Annotated in this window: 10 protein-coding genes; 4 read left to right on the top strand and 6 right to left on the bottom strand. The window is 71.4% G+C overall.

Translation table 11 applies throughout. The annotated features are described in order from the left end of the window. Positions 1-392: 392 nt before the first annotated feature. The 4 genes from cydD to hisC all read right to left on the bottom strand — a co-directional run bounded on the left by cydD (position 393) and on the right by hisC (position 7804). Complete coding sequence (gene cydD / locus ELQ39_RS16270) at positions 393-3896, bottom strand: thiol reductant ABC exporter subunit CydD (protein WP_242592430.1); 3504 nt, start codon at positions 3894-3896, stop codon at positions 393-395. Positions 3897-3909: 13 nt separating this feature from the next. After that, positions 3910-4914, bottom strand: coding sequence for a cytochrome d ubiquinol oxidase subunit II (gene cydB / locus ELQ39_RS16265; protein WP_190004438.1), 1005 nt, complete (start codon positions 4912-4914; stop codon positions 3910-3912). A 20-nt stretch (positions 4915-4934) separates the two neighbouring features. Continuing rightward, complete coding sequence (locus ELQ39_RS16260; protein WP_242592429.1) at positions 4935-6440, bottom strand: cytochrome ubiquinol oxidase subunit I; 1506 nt, start codon at positions 6438-6440, stop codon at positions 4935-4937. A 284-nt stretch (positions 6441-6724) separates the two neighbouring features. Then, positions 6725-7804, bottom strand: a complete 1080-nt coding sequence (gene hisC, locus ELQ39_RS16255; RefSeq protein WP_190004436.1) for a histidinol-phosphate transaminase — start codon at positions 7802-7804, stop codon at positions 6725-6727. Positions 7805-8242: 438 nt separating this feature from the next. On the opposite strand from hisC, the gene ELQ39_RS16250 reads away from it, so the two are divergent. From ELQ39_RS16250 to ELQ39_RS16240, 3 genes are all read left to right on the top strand, one after another. Next, on the top strand, positions 8243-9355 hold the full coding sequence (locus tag ELQ39_RS16250) for a substrate-binding domain-containing protein (protein ID WP_190004435.1): 1113 nt from the start codon (positions 8243-8245) through the stop codon (positions 9353-9355). 619 nt (positions 9356-9974) lie between these two features. Further along, positions 9975-11069 carry a metallophosphoesterase gene (locus tag ELQ39_RS16245; RefSeq protein ID WP_277994688.1) on the top strand — a complete coding sequence of 365 codons (1095 nt, stop codon included), beginning with the start codon at positions 9975-9977 and terminating at the stop codon, positions 11067-11069. Positions 11070-11252: 183 nt separating this feature from the next. Then, positions 11253-12122 (top strand): hypothetical protein, encoded by an 870-nt coding sequence (locus tag ELQ39_RS16240; protein ID WP_225626630.1) that lies wholly within the window; start codon positions 11253-11255, stop codon positions 12120-12122. A gap of 61 nt (positions 12123-12183) precedes the next feature. Here ELQ39_RS16240 and ELQ39_RS16235 read toward each other — a convergent pair whose 3' ends face one another. Together ELQ39_RS16235 and thiC are read right to left on the bottom strand one after the other, a co-directional pair. Next, positions 12184-13560, bottom strand: coding sequence for a VWA domain-containing protein (locus tag ELQ39_RS16235; RefSeq protein ID WP_242592425.1), 1377 nt, complete (start codon positions 13558-13560; stop codon positions 12184-12186). Positions 13561-13690: 130 nt separating this feature from the next. After that, the gene (thiC, locus tag ELQ39_RS16230) at positions 13691-15487 is read right to left on the bottom strand and encodes a phosphomethylpyrimidine synthase ThiC (protein ID WP_242592423.1); all 1797 of its coding nucleotides are present in this window, start codon (positions 15485-15487) and stop codon (positions 13691-13693) included. Positions 15488-15742: 255 nt separating this feature from the next. Between thiC and ELQ39_RS16225 the strand changes: the two genes are divergently transcribed. Further along, positions 15743-17302 carry a YibE/F family protein gene (locus ELQ39_RS16225; RefSeq protein ID WP_225641912.1) on the top strand — a complete coding sequence of 520 codons (1560 nt, stop codon included), beginning with the start codon at positions 15743-15745 and terminating at the stop codon, positions 17300-17302. Positions 17303-17344: the final 42 nt, after the last annotated feature.

Raw genomic sequence — 17344 nt, 5'->3', positions numbered from 1 at the left:
GTGGCCCCCGTGACTCATTGATCCTTGTAGGGCGCAAGCAACGGGCTGCAGACCGGTGCCTTGCGCATGTCCCCCACGCGTTCCGGCGCGTGGAGCGTGCGTAGTCCCACGCACGCGATGCACATCACAGGAGGATCCGCCATGAACGTTCTGACCGAGCTGCTCGCCGGTGTCGTCCACCTCGTGGGCCGGCTCGTCTGACGTACCGGAGGGGGCCGTCCCGACGCTGTGTCGGTGCGGCCCCCTCGTTCGTGCGCGGGCGCACGTACCGGAGGGGGCCGTCCCGACGCTGTGTCGGTGCGGCCCCCTCGTTCGTGCGCGGGCGCACGTACCGGAGGGGGCCGTCCCGACGCTGTGTCGGTGCGGCCCCCTCGTTCGTGCGCGAGCGCCGGCTAGGACACCGCCACCGGTGCTCCCGTCTCCTCCTCGCGCAGCGCCATGTCCCGCAACGGACCGTCGACGAAACGGAGTTCCTCGTACGGTCCGCGCTGCACCACCCGCCCCGCGTCCAGCACGATCACCTCGTCCACCACCTCCAGGCCGGCCAGCCGGTGGGTGACGAGGACGGTGGTACGGCCCTCGGTGGCGGCCAGCAGATCGGCCGTGAGCGCGTCCGCGGTCGGCAGGTCGAGGTGCTCGGCGGGCTCGTCCAGCACCAGCACGGGGAAGTCCGCCAGCAGGGCCCGCGCCAGGGCGAGCCGCTGCCGCTGGCCCCCCGACAGCCGCGCGCCGTGCTCACCGACCAGCGTGTCCAGCCCGTCCGGCAGTCCGTCCACCCAGTCCAGCAGCCGCGCACGGCGGAGCGCGTCGCGCAGGTCGGCCTCGGTCGCGTTCTTCCGCGCCAGCAGCAGGTTCTCCCGGACGGAGCTGTTGAACAGGTGCGCGTCCTGCGCACACAGCCCCACCATGCGCCGTACGTCGTCCCCGTCCAGGGCACGGGCGTCCACGCCCGCGAGCGTGTAGACGCCGGCGCCGGTGTCCAGGAACCGCAGCAGCACCTGGGCGAGGGTCGTCTTGCCGGAGCCGGAAGGGCCGACCACCGCGACGCGGCGACCCTGCTCCAGCGTCAGGTCCAGCCCGGCAAGCGCGTCCCGGCCCTGCCCGGGGTGGCGGGCGGTGAGTCCCCTGAGGGCGAGCGGGAACGGCGAGGCGGGCGCTCGTCGGGGCGTCTCCGGCTCGTGCACGGGCGGCTGCGCGTCCAGCACCTCGTACACGCGCTCCGCGCTGCGGCGCACCCGCTGCCGGTAGCGCACGGCGAGGGGCATGCCGAGGACCGCCTCGAACGCGGCCAGCGGGGTGAGCACGACCACGGCCAGGGCCACGCCGTCGAGCCGGCCGGACGCCACGCCCTGCACGCCGACGAGCGCGGCGGCGGCCACGGTCAGGCCCGAGATGAGCGCGGTCAGTCCGTCGCCGAGGCCGGTGACGGCGGCGGAGCGCGAGGCGATGCGGGTCAGCGCGCCGTCGGCCCGTCGCGTCCCCTCGGACCGTGCGGGCAGCGCCCCGGCGACGGTCAGCTCGGCTGTGCCGCTGAGCAGGTCGGTCACCCGGGTGGCGAGGTCGCCGCGGGCCGGGGCCAGCCGGCGCTCGGTGCGCCGTGCCACGGCGGCGGTGAGCAGCGGGACGACCGCGCCCGCCAGAAGGAGCCCGGCCGCGAGCACGGCACCGGCCTCGGGCAGCAGCCACGCGGTGAAGCCGACGGACAGGGCGGACACGGCAAGGGCGGCGCCGGCCGGGAGCAGCCAGCGCAGCCAGTAGTCCTGGAGCGCGTCCACGTCGGAGACCAGCCGGGTCAGCAGGTCGCCCCGGCGGGTGCCGCGCAGTCCGGCGGGCGCGAGACGTTCCAGCCGCCGGTAGACCGCGACCCGGGTGTCCGCCAGCATGCGCAGCACGGCGTCGTGGGAGACCAGCCGCTCGGCGTAGCGGAACACGGCCCGGCCGATGCCGAAGGCGCGCGTCGCGGTGACGGCCATCATCAGGTAGAGCACCGGCGGCTGCTGCGAGGCGCGGGAGATGAGCCAGCCGGAGGTGGCCATGAGACCGACAGCGCTGCCCAGGGCGAGGGTGCCGAGGAGCAGCGCGAGCGTGATCCTCCCCCGCCGGGCGCCCGACAGGGCACGCACCCGGGCGAGCACGCGCCCGGGAATCGGCTCGGCGGGCGCGTCGGTGGCGGGCTCGGGCTCGGAGCCCTTCCCGGGTGCCGTGCCGGACGCCGTGTGTTCCTCCGTCCGGCCCGCGGCGACGGGCGCGGCCTCGTCGTGAGCCTCGGGCGCCGCCAGCCGGACCACGCGGTCGGCGACGGCGAGCAGGGCCGGACGGTGCACCACGAGCAGCACCGTCCGGCCCTCCGCCAGGCGCCGTACCGCCGCCACCACCTCGGCCTCCGTGGCCCCGTCGAGGGCGGCCGTCGGCTCGTCGAGCAGCAGCACGGGCCGGTCCGCCAGGAACGCGCGGGCCAGCGCGAGCCGCTGTCGCTGCCCGGCCGAGAGCCCCGCCCCGTCCTCGCCGAGCACGGTGTCGGCGCCTTGAGGCAGGGCATCCACGAACTCCAGCGCGCCCGCGTCCCGCAGCGCGCGCCGCACCGCCGCGTCGTCCGCGTCGGGCCGGGCCAGCCGGACGTTCTCCGCGATCGTCCCGGCGTACAGATGGGGCCGCTGCGGCACCCAGGCGACGTGCCGGTGCCACGCGGCGAGGTCGAGTCCGGTGAGGTCGGCCCCACCGACGCTCACCCGGCCCGCGTCGGGACGGACGAACCCCAGCGCCGTGCTGAGCAGCGTGGACTTCCCGGATCCACTCGGCCCGACCAGGGCGACCGTCTCGCCGGGAGCGACGGTGAAGGACACGTCCGTCACGGCGTCCGTGCCCCGGCCGGGGTAACGGACGGTCACCTTCTCGAAGGCGAGGGGGCCCCGAGGCACCGCGCCCTTCCCCGCCGCGGGGACGGGCGTCTCGAGCACGGTGAAGATCTCCTCGGCCGCGCCGAGCCCCTCCGCGGCCGCGTGGTACTGCGTCCCCACCTGGCGCAGCGGCAGATACGCCTCCGGCGCCAGGATCAGGATGAGCAGACCGGTGTACAGGTCCAGCTCGCCGTGGACCAGGCGCATGCCGATGGTCACGGCGACCAGCGCCACCGAGAGAGTGGCGAGCAGTTCCAGCGCGAACGACGAGATGAAGGCGATCCGAAGCGTCCGCATGGTCGCCCGCCGGTACTCGGCGGTGATGGTGCGGATCGACTCGGCCTGCGCCTTGGCCCGCCCGAAGACCTTCAGCGTCGGCAGCCCGGCCACGACGTCCAGGAAGTGTCCGGACAGTCGTGACAACAGCAGCCACTGACGGTCCATCCGGTTCTGGGTGGCCCAGCCGATCAGCACCATGAAGACGGGGATGAGCGGCAGGGTGCCGACGATGATCGCCGCCGACACCCACTCCTCCGTGACGATCCGAGCCAGCACGGCGACCGGCACGACCACCGCAAGGCCCAGCTGGGGGAGATACCGCGAGAAGTAGCCGTCGAGGGCATCGACGCCCCGGGTCGCCAGGGTGACCAGCGACCCGGTGCGCTGCCCGTCCAGCCACCCCGGACCCAGAGCCGTCGCCCGGTCCAGCAGCCGCCCCCGCAGTTCCGACTTCACGGCGGCGCTCGCCCGGTGGGCGGCCAGCTCGGTCAGCCAGCCGACCAGGCCCCGGCCGGCCGCCACCGCGACGAGCAGCAGCAGTGGCGTGCGCAGCTCACCGACGGACCGGCCGTCCTGGAACGAGCCGACCACGATCTCCGCGATGAGCATGGCCTGGACGACGACCAGCCCCGCGCCGACGGCCCCGAGGGCGACGACCGCTGCCAGGAAGCCCCGGGTGGCACGCGCGTACCGGAGGAGGCGGGGGTCGATTGGTTTCACGTGAAACACACCCTCAGTGCACGGGATCGGCGATGTGCTGGGTGCCGATCCGCTTGCGGAAGACCCAGTAGGTCCAGCCCTGGTAGAGCAGCACCAGCGGGGTGGCGATGACCGCGAGCCAGGTCATGATCTTCAGCGTGTACGGGCTGGAAGAGGCGTTGGTGACGGTCAGGCTCCACTCGGGGTCCAGGGTGGAGGGCATGACGTTCGGGAACAGCGTCAGGAAAAGCATGGCCACCGCGGCCACGATGGTGACGCCGGACAGGGTGAACGCCCATCCTTCGCGTCCTGCCTGATTGGCCCCCAGGGCGGCGACCAGCGAGGCGACCGCCACGCCGAACGCGGCCAGACTGGCCCCGTCACCGCTCTCGACCTGCGTCCACAGCAGGAAGACCAGCGCCAGCACGGCGGCGACCAGACCCACCTTCAGGGCCAGTTTCCGCGCCCGTTCCCGTATGTCCCCGACCGTCTTGAGGGCAGTGAACACCGTGCCGTGGAACGTGAACAGGGTCAGCGTGACCAGACCGCCCAGCAGGGCGTACGGGTTGAGCAGGTCCCAGACGGTGCCCACGTACTCGAAGTCGGCGTCCAGCCTGACCCCGCGCACGATGTTGCCGAAGGCGACACCCCACAGGAACGCCGGGAGCAGCGAGGTCCAGAAGATCGCCGTCTCCCAGTTGCGCTGCCAGTTCTCCTCGGGCCGCTTGGCCCGGTACTCGAAGGCGACCCCGCGGACGATCAGGCAGATCAGGATGGCGAGCAGCGGCAGGTAGAAGCCGGAGAAGAGGGTGGCGTACCACTCGGGGAAGGCGGCGAAGGTGGCGCCGCCAGCCGTGAGCAGCCAGACCTCGTTGCCGTCCCACACCGGGCCGATGGTGTTGATGAGCACCCGCTTCTCGGCCCGGTTGCGGGCCAGCAGCCGGGTCAGGACGCCGACCCCGAAGTCAAAGCCCTCGAGGAAGAAGTAGCCGGTCCACAGGACGGCGATGAGGACGAACCAGACGTCGTGCAGTTCCATGACAGTGCAGCTCCCTCGGCCTAGTACGAGAAGGCCATCGGCTTGTCGGCGTCACGGACGTCGCCGCCGAGCTTCGTGGGCGGATTGAGGTCGGAGTCGCTCAGCTCGGGCGGCCCCGCCTTGACGTACTTGACGAGCAACCGGACCTCGATGACGGCCAGCACGGCGTAGAGCAGGGTGAAGACGGTCATCGAGGTGATGACCTCGGCCTGGGACACGCCGGGGGAGACCGCGTCCTCGGTCCGCATCACGCCGTACACGACCCAGGGCTGACGGCCCATCTCGGTGAAGATCCAGCCCCAGGCGTTGGCGATCAGCGGGAAGGCCATCGTCCACACCGCGGCCAGCCAGTAGAGCCGGGTCAGCCGGGAGCCGAGCGGGCGCTTCAGCAGCACCAGTAGCGGCACCTCGTCCTCGCCGGTGCGGTACGCGGCCGGCAGCAGGAACTTCTTCCGGGTGAGCCACAGCCCCAGCAGGCCCAGCGAGAAGGAGGCCATGCCGAACCCGATCATCCAGCGGAAGCCCCAGTAGGCGACGGGCACGATGGGCTTGTAGTCGCCGGGTCCGAACTTCTCCTGCAGCGCCTCGTTCGTGTCGTTGATGCCGGGCACATAGGACTCGAAGTCGCTGTGGGCGAGGAAGGACAGCAGGCCGGGGATCTCCAGGGCGACCTCGTTGTGTCCCTTGTCGACGTCGCCGTAGGCGAAGACGGAGAAGGGCGCCGGCTCCTCGCCGTCCCAGAGTGCCTCGGCGGCGGCCATCTTCATCGGCTGCTGCTCGTACATGACCTTGCCGAGGGTGTCGCCGCTGATCGCGGTGAACAGTCCGCCGACCGCGAGGGTGACCAGGCCGAGCCGCAACGAGGTGCGCATCACCGGGATGTGCTTCTTGCGCATCAGGTGGAAGGCCGCGATGCCGACCATGAAGGCGCCGCCGGTGAGGAAGGCCGCCGAGAAGCTGTGGAAGACCTGGTTGAGCGTGGTGTTCTGGGTGAGCACCAGCCAGAAGTCGGTGAGCTCGGCGCGGCCCTTCTCCCCGTTGATCCGGTAGCCGACCGGGTGCTGCATCCAGGAGTTGGCGGCGAGGATGAAGTACGCCGACAGCAGCGTGCCGATCGACACCATCCAGATGCAGGCCAGGTGAATCTTCTTCGGCAGCCGGTCCCAGCCGAAGATCCACAGGCCGATGAAGGTGGACTCGAAGAAGAAGGCGATCAGCGCCTCGAAGGCGAGCGGGGCGCCGAAGACGTCACCGACGAAACGCGAGTAGTCGGACCAGTTCATGCCGAACTGGAACTCCTGCACGATGCCGGTGACGACGCCCATCGCGATGTTGATCAGGAAGAGCTTGCCCCAGAACTTCGTCGCCCTGAGGTACTTCTCCTTCTCCGTCCGCACCCAGGCGGTCTGCAGCCCGGCGACGAGGGCGGCGAGCGAGATCGTCAGGGGAACGAAGAGGAAGTGGTAGACGGTGGTGATGCCGAACTGCCATCGCGCCAGGGTCTCCGGCGCCAGAGCCAGATCCACGTCGTCGCTCCTTACTTCGCCGTGGTGCAGCAGCCGCGCGGGGCCCGCTCCACCCGGCCATCTCGGGAGAAACGGGATGCGCTTGTGAACGCGTTCACATTCACAAGCAATTATGACCTACTGCTTTTCCGACCCGGAAGGGGGGTCCTGTGTGACGTCAACCCCTTCGCCGGACCTTCCCCACGAGGGAGACCTGCCGCCTGCCCCGGACACACGGGAGCGGCCGGCGGATCAACCGCCGGCCGCTCCTCGTCCGTGCAGGTCGGGCCTGCTGTACCCGCAGGTCAGCCCTGGGCGCGGAACTCCTCGGTGACCTTCAGGAAGATGTCGTTCGCCTCCGTCTCACCGATGGTGACCCGCACCCCCTCGCCGGGGAACGGCCGGACGACCACGCCCGCCTGCTCGCACGCCTGCGCGAACGGCACGGTGCGCTCCCCCAGCCGCAGCCACACGAAGTTGGCCTGGGTCTCGGGCACCGTCCAGCCCTGGGCACGCAGCCCGTCGACCACCCGGTTGCGCTCGCAGACCAGGGAGCCGACCCGGCCGATCAGCTCGTCCTCGGCCCGCAGCGAGGCGATCGCCGCCTCCTGGGCGATCTGGCTCACGCCGAACGGCACCGCCGTCTTGCGCAGCGCCGCGGCCACCGGCTCGTGCGCGATGGCGAAACCGACGCGCAGCCCGGCGAGACCGTACGCCTTCGAGAAGGTGCGCAGGACGCAGACGTTGGGCCGCTCGCGGTAGATCTCCACGCCGTCCGGCACCTCGGGGTCGCGGATGAACTCCCGGTAGGCCTCGTCCAGCACCACCAGGACGTCGCGGGGCACCCGGTCGAGGAACCGCTCCAGCTCGGCCCGGCGCACCACGGTGCCGGTCGGGTTGTTGGGGTTGCAGACGAAGATCAGCCGGGTCCGCTCGGTGATCGCGTCGGCCATCGCGTCCAGGTCGTGCACATCGCCCTCGGTCAGCGGGACCTGCACGGACGTGGCGCCGCTGATCTGCGTGATGATCGGGTAGGCCTCGAAGGAGCGCCAGGCGTAGATCACCTCGTCACCGGGTCCTGAGGTGGCCTGCAGCAGCTGCTGGGCCACGCCGACCGAGCCCGTGCCCGTGGCCACGTGGGACGCCGGCACCCCGAACCGATCGGCCAGCTCGGCCGTGAGGGCGGTGCAGGCCATGTCCGGGTAACGGTTGAAGGAGGAGGCGGCGGCCGTCACCGTCTCCATCACGCCCGGCAGCGGCGGGTAGGGGTTCTCGTTGGAGGACAGCTTGTACGCCACCGGCCCGTCGGCCGCCGCGGGCTTGCCCGGCTTGTAGGTGGGGATCCCCTCCAGCTCGGCGCGCAGCTTGGGGCTCGTCTCGCTCACCGCAGTCCTCCTTGCGAAGACCGGCGGCCCATGACCGCCGCCGACATCCAATACTCCTCACCTTATGAGGATTCAGCCTCGCTGCGTATAGGGGCGACGACCGGGCCTTCCTTCTCCTGCGTCACATGGACAACACGGGCGACATCGCTCGTACGGGTACGAAGGGCGTGCGGGTCAGGGGCGCGCCGCACATATATCTATGCGCCGGTGGTTCGCGCCGTGGCGCGCGTCACCCGTGCAGGTGAGTTGAGACCTCTTCGCAACATCGCACCCTCGCCAGGCACGCATGCACCGACACGTCAGGGACTGGCATTGAACCGTTCAACACCCATGTTTTCCATGGTGATCGATGCAGAATGATCTTGCAGAAACGTGCCTGTCAACGCGTGCATATGCGTCCGCCCTACCCCACCGCATGAGCCCTACTATCGGCTCGCCATGACAGCAGCAGGGAAGCACCAGGTGAGCCGCGCGGAAACCTCACGCCGAGGCAGCCGGCCGGGTCGGGCGGGCATCAGGGACGTGGCCGCCGCCGCCGGAGTCTCCATCACGACCGTCTCCGACGCCCTCAACGGCAAGGGCCGGCTCCCGGACGCCACCCGGCGCCACGTCCGCGAGGTCGCCGACAGACTGGGGTACCGCCCCTCGGCCGCCGCCCGAACGCTCCGCACCGGGAAGTCCGGCCTCATCGGCCTGACCGTGACGACGTACGGGGATGAACCTTTCACCTTCACGGAGTTCGCGTACTTCGCCGAGATGGCGCGGGCCGCCACCTCCGCCGCACTCGCCCGCGGCTACGCCCTCGTCATCCTGCCCGCGACCTCGCGTCACGACGTGTGGTCCAACGTGGCCCTGGACGGCACGGTGGTCATCGACCCCTCCGACCAGGACCCGGTGGTCAGCGAGCTGGTCCGCCAGGGCTTACCCGTGGTCTCCGACGGCCGCCCGGCCGGCTCCCTGCCGGTCACGGCCTGGGTCGACAACGACCACGAGACCGCCGTGCTCAACATCCTCGACCACCTCGCCGACGCCGGCGCCCGCCGCATCGGCCTGCTGACCGGCACCACCACCGACACCTACACCCACCTGTCGACCACCGCGTACCTGCGCTGGTGCGAGCGGGTGGGGCAGGACCCGGTGTACGAGGCGTACCCGGCGCACGACCCGTGCGCGGGCGCCGTCGCCGCCGACCGGCTGCTCGCCCGCCCGGACCGCCCCGACGCGGTCTACGGCCTCTTCGACCCCAACGGCACGGATCTGCTCGCCGCGGCCCGCCGCTACGGACTGCGCGTGCCGGAGGACCTGCTTCTCGTCTGCTGCAGCGAGTCCACGGTGTACGCCAACACCGAGCCGCCCGTCACCACGCTCTCCCTGAAACCCCGCCGCATCGGCACGGCGGTGGTACAGCTGCTGATCGACGCCATCGAGGGGGTCGACTCGGACCGGCCGGTCGAGCAGGTGATACCGACCGAGCTGATCGTGCGCACGTCCTCGCAGCGCCGGCCGCCCCGCACGACGGTCAGCCCGCCGAGGTCGCCGCAGGGCACATGAACACCCGGGGGCGCGAGGGCCGGAGGACCAGGGGGAATGCCCCGCTTCCGGAGGGGTGAGGCGAGGCGGAACCCGGCCCGCTCGGGGCTCCCGGGGAAGACGGACCGGCCGTCCTGCGGGACGGTCCGGTCGACGGAGGCGGGCGGGGACGCGCGGCGGGAGTGGCGCGCGGGGTGCGGGCCGAGGAGATGACGCGGAATGCGCGCCGAAGGGATGACGAGGGGACAGCCGGGGGGACAGACCGGGACCCGGACGCGGAACGGTCAGGAAATCGGGAGCGGGACGACCGGCACGGAAACGGTCACCGAACCGGAAGCAGGACCACCGGCACGGACGCCGGAACCGGCCCGGAAAGGGAATCCGGACTGCCGGCCCGGCACCGGGCGGAGACCGATCGGGCGTTCATGGAGCGTTCGGGGGACGGCCACGCGCCGGTGTCGAACGCCATTCGACGGGCCGGATACCACCGCAAACCGGGCGAAATCCTCGATGAACCGGAGTCCTGTTCTGATTCACCACCCCTGGGTCATCACACGGCGCGATCCGCATTCCTATGATGGGCCCACGACACCGCGGGCCGCTGCGACCAGGCAGTCCGACGCGGTGCAGATGCGGCGCGATGGTGGAGGGGTCGATGACTCAGGGGGCCGGTCAGGGACCCGAGGTGGAGCGGACGGCGACGTTGCGCGACTTCCGGGTGCCCGCGTACGTCCACGAGACCGGTCCGTACGTCCACAGCAGCACGCACCCCGGTGACGTCGTGCCACCGGCCGAGGAGGCGTACCCGGAGGGGTACACGCCGACCCAGCGGGACCTTCCCGTCATCAACCGGGGTGACACGGTCCAGGTGACCGTCGACCCCGCGGCCGCGCCCGCCCCGCAGCCCGCCACCGGCAAGGGCCCGCTGTACGTGGTCGGCGACGTCCACGGCTATCTGGACGAGCTGGTGGCCGCCCTCCAGGAGCAGGGCCTCATCGACGCCGCGGGCAACTGGTGCGCCGGCACCGCGCGCCTGTGGTTCCTCGGCGACTTCACCGACCGCGGCCCGGACGGCATCGGCGTCATCGACCTGGTGATGCGGCTGTCCGCCGAGGCCGCCGCGGCCGGCGGGTACTGCAAAGCCCTCATGGGCAACCACGAGCTGTTGCTGCTCGGTGCGAAGCGGTTCGGCGACACGCCGGTCAACTCCGGCGCGGGCACCGCCACCTTCCAGGCGGCCTGGCTGCTGAACGGCGGCCAGAAGACCGACATGGACCGCCTTCAGGACCACCACCTGCAGTGGATGGCCCGCCTCGACGCCGTCGAGGAGGTCGACGGCCATCTGCTGCTGCACTCCGACACCACCGCCTACCTCGACTACGGCAGTTCGATCGAAGAGGTCAACGACACGGTCCGCGAGACTCTCACCCGCAACGACGCCGACGAGGTCTGGGACCTGTTCCGCAAGTTCACCAAGCGGTTCTCCTTCCGGGACGAGGGCGGCGCCGACGCGGTGCGCTCCCTGCTCAATACGTACGGCGGCACCCGGGTCGTTCACGGCCACAGCCCGATCCCGTATCTGCTGGGCGAGGTCGGCTCCGAGGACGGCGAGGACGACGGCGGCCCCGTGGTGGCCGAACCGCACGTGTACGCCGACGGACTCGCCATCGCGATGGACGGCGGCGTGACGATGGCAGGAAAACTGCTGGTACGGCAGTTGCCGCTGACCAACTGAGAGGCTCGCGGGCCGTGTTGAGGCGGCCCTCGACCGCATCCCGGGGACGGCAATTTCCGCAGACCCCCTGTCACCGCGCGCCGTCACCGCTCTACCATCGGCTTATCCGTAGCAGGCTCCCCTCCGTTTCTGCCCGACGGCTCGTCAGCATGCCGAGCCCCAAGCCCTACGGAGCATCGGGGGATGCACATGAACAGCGTTCCGCAGCACCTGCTGAGCGAGGACCGCCAGGACTACGAGCGGATTCTCGATGAGGCGCTGCGCTCCGCACCACACAACCCGGAGCTGGCCGCTGTGGGACAGCGGCTCAACTCGGAGCAACTGCGCACGATGGCGCTGAACGCCACCGCGCTCATCAGCGCGGCCGCTGCGACCGAGTACCAGCACTACGTGAAGGTCCGCGAGGACGCCCGCAGGCCGCCCACGGTCACCCCGGATGTGCGTGACGCGGGCACCGGCGAGCCGGGTGCCACAGGCGCGGCGGGGTTCGCCGCGTCGATGGGCGAGATGGCCGAGGCGGCCGGAGCGGGGGTCGCGGCCGTCCTCGCCGTCCTGGCGCCGGTCCTGGCCGGGACCGCCGCCGCGATTTTCCTGCTCGTCGGCTTCGTGCTGCGGACGCTCGATTCCGAGAACGAGTTCGCCCGAACGATGCTGACCACCGGCTGGGTGTTCGGCGCGGTCACGGCGGTCGCCATCCTCGTCGCCGGAGCGGGCCTGCTGCTCACCGCACTGCGCAACAAGCCCTCGGCGCTCGGCGGGACGTACCGCGAACTCGACGAGGAGGTGACGCAGGCCAGGGACGCCTGGCGCGAGGCGCTGCTGGAACGGGGCATCGTGCCGTTCCTGCGGGAGGCTCTCGCCGACCCCGCGGGGGCCACGGCGCTGCAGCACACGGCGCCGCCCGCACCGACCAGCCGCATCCCGCACCTGGGGTACGACCGGCCGGGCTTCTCCAGCCCCGACGACGGGGCGCACCGGGGCACCCGCCCCAGCTACTCCAGCCCGGACTGGTCGAGCCCGGACTTCGGAGGTCCGGAACACCAGCCGGAGTAGCCGCGGCGGCGCGACGGGGGCGCACGCCGGACGGCCGGCGTACGTCCCGGGGGGCGGGGCGTCAGAGGATGCCCGCCCCGCGCGCCGCCTTGATCCAGTGCGGGAACTCGGACAGCAGCCGGTCGTACAGCTCCGCGTCCGGGACCGAGCTGATGTCGTCGACGGAGAAGAAGCCGACGTTGTCGACGCGCCGCCCGGGCAGCGTGTCGAACCGCTCCAGTACGCCGTAGTTGGCGTGCCCGAGCCCCACGAACTGCCAGAACACGGGCTCATCCGCGGCCTCGCGCAGCTGCGCCTCGATATCGGCGTTGCGGTAGACGCCGCCGTCGGAGAAGAACAGCACGAGCGTGGGGGCGGACGTCGGGTTCTCCCGTACGAAGGCGCGCACCTCCGCGATGACCTTCTGCTCCTCGTTCTGGATGCCGACGTCGCGCATGTCGACCTGGCTCGGGTCGAGGCCCTTCCTTCGCTTCCGCCGGAACAGGGAGATCTCCCCCACGCGGACGTGCATCCGCAGCCACTCGGGAAGCTCCGCGAGCCGCAGGTCCGGCAGCCGGGCGGGGTTGGTGGCGAACGTCCAGGCCTGCATCTCCCCGTCGTCGTCCAGCTGCGCGGCGACCGCCGCCATCCGCTCGACGACGTCGGCGACGACCCCCTTGGAGTACAGGAAGGACATCGACCCGGAGGCGTCCAGCACGAGGACCACGCGTGCGGTGACGTCGGCGGCCCCGTGCTTGCGCAGACTGACCGCGACCTGCTCCTTGCGCAGGGACAGCCGCTTGCGCATGTCGACGGGCAGCTGCTCCTCGCCCTTGGTGAGGCGGGTGGCGCCGGAGGGGGGCGGTGCCGGAGCGGCGGGCGGAGGCGGCAGGGGCAGCGGTACGGCGACGAGGGGCGCCTGGGCGGGGTCGTCGACGGTGATGCCGAAGTCCGTGGCGAGTCCGGCGAGGCCGGAGGCGTACCCCTGGCCGACCGCGCGGAACTTCCAGGCGCCCTGCCGCCGGTACAGCTCGCCGCCGATGAAGGCGGTCTCGGACCCGGCCGCCATGTCGAAGCGGGCGATCTCCGCGCCCGAGGCGGCGTCCAGCAGCCGCAGCACCAGTCCGGGCGCCTGCCCGAACGTCCCGCCGTCGGCCGACGCCCCGAGCACGATCCGCTCGACGGCCGGCTCCACCGAACGCAGGTCCACCTCGACGGTGTCGGTGGTGACCCCGTCGACGTGCCGTTTGCCCAGGTGCCGCACGGCCCCGGAGGCGTGCCGCGGCTGGTTGTAGAACACGAAGTCCCCGTCGTCACGCACCCGCCCCACCGACGCCAGCAGCAGGGCCGACGCGTCGATGTCGGGCACCCCGGGCCCCGCCGCCCAGGCCAGCTCGGCCCGCACCACGGGCACCTCGACGGAACAGTTGGACCCCTTGCTCATCGCCCACGCAGCCATGGCCCCAGTCTGCCCATGCCGGGCGGATTCCACGAGGTGGCCCACGGCGCGGCCGCGGCCGGACGCCCCCCCGTCAGGGCCGGAGACGGTGCCGGCGGCCGCGGGAGCCGTCGGCACCGCCTCGCCCCGGTCAGTCCGCGATCGGCAGATACACGCGGTTGCCCGCCGCCGCGAACTCACGCGACTTCTGGGCCATGCCTTCCTCGATCTCCGTGCGGCTGCCGCCGTGCTCGCGGCGGATGTCCTGGGAGATCTTCATCGAGCAGAACTTCGGCCCGCACATGGAGCAGAAGTGGGCCGTCTTCGCCGGCTCCGCCGGGAGGGTCTCGTCGTGGAACTCACGGGCCGTGTCCGGGTCGAGGGCCAGGTTGAACTGGTCTTCCCACCGGAACTCGAAGCGCGCGTCGGACAGCGCGTCGTCCCATTCCTGGGCGCCCGGGTGCCCCTTGGCGAGGTCGGCCGCATGGGCCGCGATCTTGTAGGTGATCACGCCGGTCTTCACGTCGTCCCGGTTGGGCAGGCCCAGGTGCTCCTTGGGCGTGACGTAGCAGAGCATGGCCGTGCCCCACCAGGCGATCATCGCGGCGCCGATGCCCGAGGTGATGTGGTCGTACGCGGGCGCGACGTCCGTCGTGAGCGGGCCGAGCGTGTAGAACGGCGCCTCCTCGCAGATCTCCTGCTGGAGGTCGATGTTCTCCTTGATCTTGTGCATCGGGACGTGCCCCGGGCCCTCGATCATGGTCTGCACATTGTGTCGCTTGGCGATCCGGTTCAGTTCGCCCAGTGTGCGCAGCTCCGCGAACTGCGCCTCGTCGTTGGCGTCCGCGATGGACCCGGGCCGCAGACCGTCGCCGAGCGAGTACGTCACGTCGTACGCGGCGAGGATCTCGCACAGCTCCTCGAAGTGCTCGTACAGGAACGACTCCTTGTGGTGCGCCAGGCACCACGCCGCCATGATCGACCCGCCGCGCGAGACGATGCCCGTCTTGCGGTTGGCGGTGAGCGGCACGTACGCGAGCCGTACGCCCGCGTGGACCGTCATGTAGTCCACGCCCTGCTCGGCCTGCTCGATGACCGTGTCCTTGTAGATCTCCCAGGTCAGCTCCTCGGCCTTGCCGTCGACCTTCTCCAGTGCCTGGTAGAGCGGCACGGTGCCGATGGGGACGGGGGAGTTGCGCAGCACCCACTCGCGGGTGGTGTGGATGTTGCGGCCGGTGGAGAGATCCATGACCGTGTCGGCGCCCCAGCGGGTCGCCCAGGTCATCTTCTCCACCTCCTCCTCGATGGAGGACGTGACCGCCGAGTTGCCGATGTTGGCGTTGACCTTCACCAGGAACCGCTTGCCGATGATCATCGGCTCGCTCTCCGGGTGGTTGACGTTGGCGGGCAGCACCGCGCGGCCCGCCGCGATCTCCTCGCGGACCACCTCGGGGGAGACGTTCTCCCGGATCGCCACGAACTCCATCTCGGGCGTGATCTCGCCCCGGCGCGCGTACGCCAGCTGTGTGACGGCCTTCCCTTCACGGCCCCGGCGCGGCAGTCGCGGCCGGCCGGGGAAGACCGCGTCGAGGTTGCGCAGTCCCCCGCGCGGCGAGGTGTGTTTGATCCCGTCGTCCTCGGGCCGGACGGGACGGCCCGCGTACTCCTCCGTATCGCCGCGGGCGACGATCCAGTTCTCGCGCAGCGGGGCGAGCCCCCGGCGGACGTCGGTGTCGACGAGTGGATCGGTGTACGGGCCCGATGTGTCGTACAGGGTGACCGACTGCCCGTTGGTGAGGTGCACCTGACGGACCGGCACCCGCAGGCCGGGGCGGTTGCCCTCGACGTACGCCTTGTGCCAGCCGATGGACTTCCCGGCCTCCGCGGCCTCCGACGTCTCCGTCGGGTTCTGCGTGGAGGCAGGCGTGCGTGCGTCCTTGTTGGTCATGAGACCTACTCCCTACGCCGGCATTACCCGGTAACAGGTTCGGCGGTCGACGCAGCGGTCTTCCGTCTGCCGACGTCCCGTGTGAAACATCACCCGCTGTCGGTGATGTTTCACGTGGAACATCGCTGAGACGGAGGTCAGCGCCCTCTCAGCCCGGTGCTCCGAGCTCCCGCGTGTACAAAAGGTGCCTCCACGCTAGCGTCATTTCTGGCGCGCTGAACAGAGGGCCCCCTTCCTTCTTGCGATGATCGGTCGGTGACCTCGAACTCTCCGCCTCCGTATCCGCCGTCCGAGCCACCGCACGGTGCCGACGCCCAGCCCGGGCACGGTCCCGGGCAGAGGCATGGGCACGGTCCCGGGCCGGGACGCACGGGCTCGCACGAACACACCGGTTCACACCGGCGCCTGGCCACGCCGGGGACGCCGGGTGATTCCCCGCCCACGACGAGCGGCCACGGTCATGCTCCGGTCCACAGCCACGGGCACAGCCACAGTCACGGCCCGGCCGCCCCCGTCTCCCGCCATCTCCGCAAGGTCATCGCCGCGGTCCTCATCCCCTTCACGGCGGCGGTTCTCGTCGGCCTGGCCGTACTGTGGCCGGGCGGCGCCCCCGCCCACGAACGCACCGGCGTCGGCTTCGACCGCCAGACGCAGCAGGGCACGGTCACCGAGGTGGTCGCGGTGGACTGCGCCTCCGCGAACCCCTCCGCCGGCGTCCCGACCGGTGACACCTCGACCGCCGAGGGCTCCTCCGCGCAGCAGCAGGCGAACGGCACCTGCAAGAAGGCGACGATCCGGGTCGACACCGGCAAGGACAAGGGCCGGACGTTCACCGAGATCGTGCAGCCTGACCAGTCGCGGCAGCTGAGCGAGGGCCAGGGGGTCGTCGTCGCCTACGAGCCGTCGGCGCCGGAGGACCTCCAGTACTCGGTCGCCGACGTGAACCGCCGCTTCCCGCTGGCGCTGCTGGCCGGTGTCTTCGCGCTCGCCGTGGTGGCCGTGGGCCGGCTGCGGGGCGTCATGGCGCTGGTCGCGCTGGCGGTCAGCTTCCTGGTGCTCAACTTCTTCATCCTGCCCGCGATCCTGCAGGGCTCGAACCCGCTGGTCGTGGCGGTGGTGGGAGCGAGCCTGATCATGCTGCTCGCGCTGTACCTCTGTCACGGGCTGTCGGCCCGCACCTCGGTGGCGGTGCTCGGCACCCTGGTCTCGCTGCTGCTGATCGGCGTCCTGGGGTCGGTGTTCATCGGCTGGTCGGCCCTCACGGGCAACACCGACGACAACACCGGCCTCATCCACGGCCTCTACCCGAACATCGACATGAGCGGCCTGCTGCTCGCGGGCGTCATCATCGGCTCGCTCGGCGTCCTGGACGACGTGACGGTCACCCAGACGTCCGCGGTGTGGGAACTGCACGAGGCCAATCCGACGATGGGCCGCCGCGCGCTGTACCGCGCGGGCATCCGCATCGGCCGCGACCACATCGCCTCCGTGGTCAACACCCTTGTCCTCGCCTACGCGGGCGCCGCGCTGCCGCTGCTGCTGCTGTTCTCGGTGGCGCAGAGCGGCGTGGGGACGGTCGCCAACAGCGAGCTGGTCGCGGAGGAAATCGTGCGCACGCTGATCGGCTCGATCGGCCTGGTGGCGTCGGTGCCGGTGACCACGGCCCTGGCCGCGCTGGTCGTCTCGGCGGACCGCCCGGCGGACCGTGCCCCGGTGCCCGGGCAGACGCCGGCGTCCGAGCAGGCCGTCGGCCACGCACCGGAACCCCGGCCGGCCATGGCACGAGGCGGACGGGGACGGCGCCGCAAGCGCTGACCCACCCGCCCGGCGGGGCTGGGGGCGCGCTGAAGCGTTACG

This window comes from Streptomyces sp. GB4-14 (genome assembly GCF_022696125.1).
GTDB classification, from domain to species: Bacteria; Actinomycetota; Actinomycetes; order Streptomycetales; family Streptomycetaceae; genus Streptomyces; species Streptomyces werraensis.
The sequence above is the reverse complement of the archived record's forward strand: the minus strand, read 5'-3'. Positions and strand labels throughout refer to the sequence as shown.